General features: G+C 53.0%; 2 rRNA genes. Both read right to left on the bottom strand.

Annotation, left to right across the window (positions count from 1 at the left end):
* Nucleotides 1-270 precede the first annotated feature (270 nt).
* A 5S ribosomal RNA gene (gene rrf, locus MLE19_RS22470) occupies nt 271-385 on the bottom strand.
* A gap of 144 nt (nt 386-529) precedes the next feature.
* Nucleotides 530-3,398: ribosomal RNA gene (locus tag MLE19_RS22465) — 23S ribosomal RNA — on the bottom strand.
* Nucleotides 3,399-3,616: the final 218 nt, after the last annotated feature.

Here is a 3,616-nt window from a genome sequence, read left to right as displayed (position 1 = left end):
AGTTCATCGCAGCTCAAATCGCAACCGCCTGAGTGTCCGGTGAAATGGGGGCAAGATCACATAGGCACTATGCCCACAAGCTTACGCTTACGCCCTGCTATATTACGACCGAGCGTTTTTTATCATCACCGGAGCGGTGGCGCTTGACGCTTATTTTGTGGTGTTAGTTTTTTTTGCCTTGGAACGCAGAAATGGCGCAGCGGGAGGCCCGGTGCGCCATTTGAGTTCTGTTGTTATCGTGAGAGAGATTAATCTGATGTTCCTCGCTAGGTCTGGCGGTGACCTACTCTCCCACGTCTTAGGACGCAGTACCATCGGCGCAACGGCACTTAACTGCCGAGTTCGGTATGGGATCGGGTGTTTTGCTCGCGCTGTGACCACCAAACCAAGGGAAGAACATCACCGGCACGTCCGCGCAGCGAACGTGCCGATCATCAGTCATATAAATCCAAGTCTTGTACACATGGTGTACTTTTGACCTGACCTCCATCGGATATTATCCGACGGATAAGTCCAGCTTCTACTGGATCAAATCAAGCCTATCGAGCAATTAGTACCGGTCAACTGAGCACATTACTGCGCTTACATCTCCGGCCTATCGACGAGGTGGTCTACCTCGGCTCTCAGGGATACCTTGTTTTGAGGGGGGCTTCCCGCTTAGATGCCTTCAGCGGTTATCCTGTCCGATCATAGCTACCCAGCACTGCTCCTGGCGGAACAACTGGTACACCAGTGGATCGTTCACCCCGGTCCTCTCGTACTAGGGGCAACTCCTCTCAAGTATCCTACACCCACGGCAGATAGGGACCGAACTGTCTCACGACGTTCTAAACCCAGCTCACGTACCTCTTTAAACGGCGAACAGCCGTACCCTTGGGACCTGCTCCAGCCCCAGGATGAGATGAGCCGACATCGAGGTGCCAAACGGTGCCGTCGATATGGACTCTTGGGCACCATCAGCCTGTTATCCCCGGCGTACCTTTTATCCGTTGAGCGATGGCCCTTCCACTCGGGACCACCGGATCACTATGGCCGACTTTCGTCTCTGCTCGACATGTACGTCTTGCAGTCAGGCTGGCTTCTGCCATTGCACTCAACGAGCGATTTCCGACCGCTCTGAGCCAACCTTCGCGCGCCTCCGTTACTGTTTAGGAGGCGACCGCCCCAGTCAAACTCCCCACCACACAGGGTCCCGGATCCGGATAACGGACCGCGGTTAGACATCAAGCAAAGCAAGGGTGGTATCTCAAGGATGGCTCCACAGAAACTAGCGTTCCTGCTTCAAAGCCTACCACCTATCCTGCACATGCTTGGCCTGATGCCAGTGTGAAGTTGGAGTAAAGGTGCACGGGGTCTTTCCGTCTAACCGCGGGAAGCCTGCATCTTGACAGGCAATTCAATTTCGCTGAGTCTATGTTGGAGACAGCGGGGAAGTCGTTACGCCATTCGTGCAGGTCGGAACTTACCCGACAAGGAATTTCGCTACCTTAGGACCGTTATAGTTACGGCCGCCGTTTACCTGGGCTTCAATTCAATGCTTGCACATCTCCTTTTAACCTTCAGGCACCGGGCAGGCGTCAGACCCTATACGTCGTCTTACGACTTCGCAGAGCCCTGTGTTTTTAGTAAACAGTCGCCACCCCCTGGTTTGTGCCCCCAGCCCGCACTTGCGTACGAACCGGGCCTCCTTCTCGCGAACTTACGGAGGTATTTTGCCGAGTTCCTTCAACATAGTTCTCTCAAGCGCCTTGGTATTCTCTACCAGTCCACCTGTGTCGGTTTAGGGTACGATCTAGCGGAAGAGCTATTTCCAGGAACCTCTAAGCAGCCCATTCAATCCGATAAGGATGAACTACCCTCGAGATCCGTCACTACTTCCTGGCCCAGGAATATTAACCTGGTTCCCATCGACTACGCCTTTCGGCCTCGCCTTAGGGGTCGGCTTACCCTGCTCAGATTAGCTTTAAGCAGGAACCCTTGGACTTTCGGCGACAGGGTCTCTCACCCTGTTTGTCGCTACTCATGTCATCATTCTCGCTAGTGATCTCTCCACCGGATCGCTCACGCGCCGGCTTCACAGAAAACCCCTTGTGTCCATTGCTTTATGCGCTACCGCTACGCTACTAGAGCGCGGCTGTCCGCTGTAAAACACAAGACACATGGAGTTATGTCACACTACGCTCCGCTACCATGCACTATGTGCATCCTAAGCTTCGGCTCATGGCTTGAGCCCCGTTACATCTTCGCCGCAGGACAGCTTATCTAGACCAGTGAGCTGTTACGCTATCTTTAAAGGATGGCTGCTTCTAAGCCAACCTCCTGGCTGTTTTGGCCGTCCCACATGCTTTCCCACTTAGCCATGAATTAGGGGCCTTAGCTGTAGGTCAGGGTTGTTTCCCTCTTCACGACGGACGTTAGCACCCGCCGTGTGTCTGCCATCTATTACTCCCGGGTATTCGGAGTTTGGTTAGGATCAGTAAGCCTGTGGGGCCCCATTACCCATCCAGTGCTCTACCCCCCGGGGTATTCGGATGACGCTCTACCTAAATAGATTTCGCGGAGAACCAGCTATCTCCGAGTTTGATTGGCCTTTCACCCCTAGGCACAACTCATCCCGACCTTTTTCAACAGGTGTGGGTTCGGCCCTCCAGTTAGTGTTACCTAACCTTCAGCCTGGTCATGCCTAGATCACTCGGTTTCGGGTCTGATCCATCTAACTCATTCGCCCTATTAAGACTCGCTTTCGCTGCGCCTACACCTAACGGCTTAAGCTTGCTAGATAGACCAAGTCGATGACCCATTATACAAAAGGTACGCCGTCAGGACTCATGGTCCCTCCGACTGCTTGTAGGCGTCCGGTTTCAGAAACTGTTTCACTCCCCTCGTCGGGGTGCTTTTCACCTTTCCCTCACGGTACTGGTTCACTATCGGTCAGTAAGGAGTACTTAGCCTTAGAGGGTGGTCCCCCCATGTTCAGACAGGATTTCACGTGTCCCGCCCTACTTAATACGTCCAATCGTGCTTCATATACGGGACTGTCACCCACTATGGTTGGCCTTTCCAGACCATTCTATTCACACTCAAGGCTCGGCTGGTCCCCGTTCGCTCGCCGCTACTAGGGGAGTATCGGTTGATTTCCTTTCCTCCGGGTACTTAGATGTTTCAGTTCCCCGGGTTTGCCTTTTTAACCCTATGTATTCAGGTTAAAAATACCTGTTTAACCCCATTAATAGCTGCCCCGAAAGGCAATATTAACAGAGTGTCAGGTGGGTTGCCCCATTCGGAAATTCATGGATCAAAGCGTATTCTCAGCTCCCCATGACTTATCGCAGAGTATCACGTCCTTCATCGCCTCTTACTGCCAAGGCATTCACCAAACGCCCTTTTCGCGCTTGATTTGATCCAGAAGAAGTCAGACTTCTTCAAACGCTGGCGGTCCTTTTGTGCTCCGACAGCGTCGGTGCGTTCTGCAAGCAGAACGTCACCCGGTGCCCTTCCTTGCGGAGGGACAACCGTTGATCAAAAGTATACTTTTTCCCGCCCCCTCACCTGGTTCAAAGTATGAGGAGGTTTGGTCGATGATCTTGTGATCATCATGGTTCGGTTGTCCGTGCGG

It is taken from the genome of Vreelandella neptunia (assembly GCF_022489065.1).
Classification (GTDB): Bacteria; Pseudomonadota; Gammaproteobacteria; order Pseudomonadales; family Halomonadaceae; genus Vreelandella; species Vreelandella neptunia_A.
The sequence above is the reverse complement of the archived record's forward strand: the minus strand, read 5'-3'. Positions and strand labels throughout refer to the sequence as shown.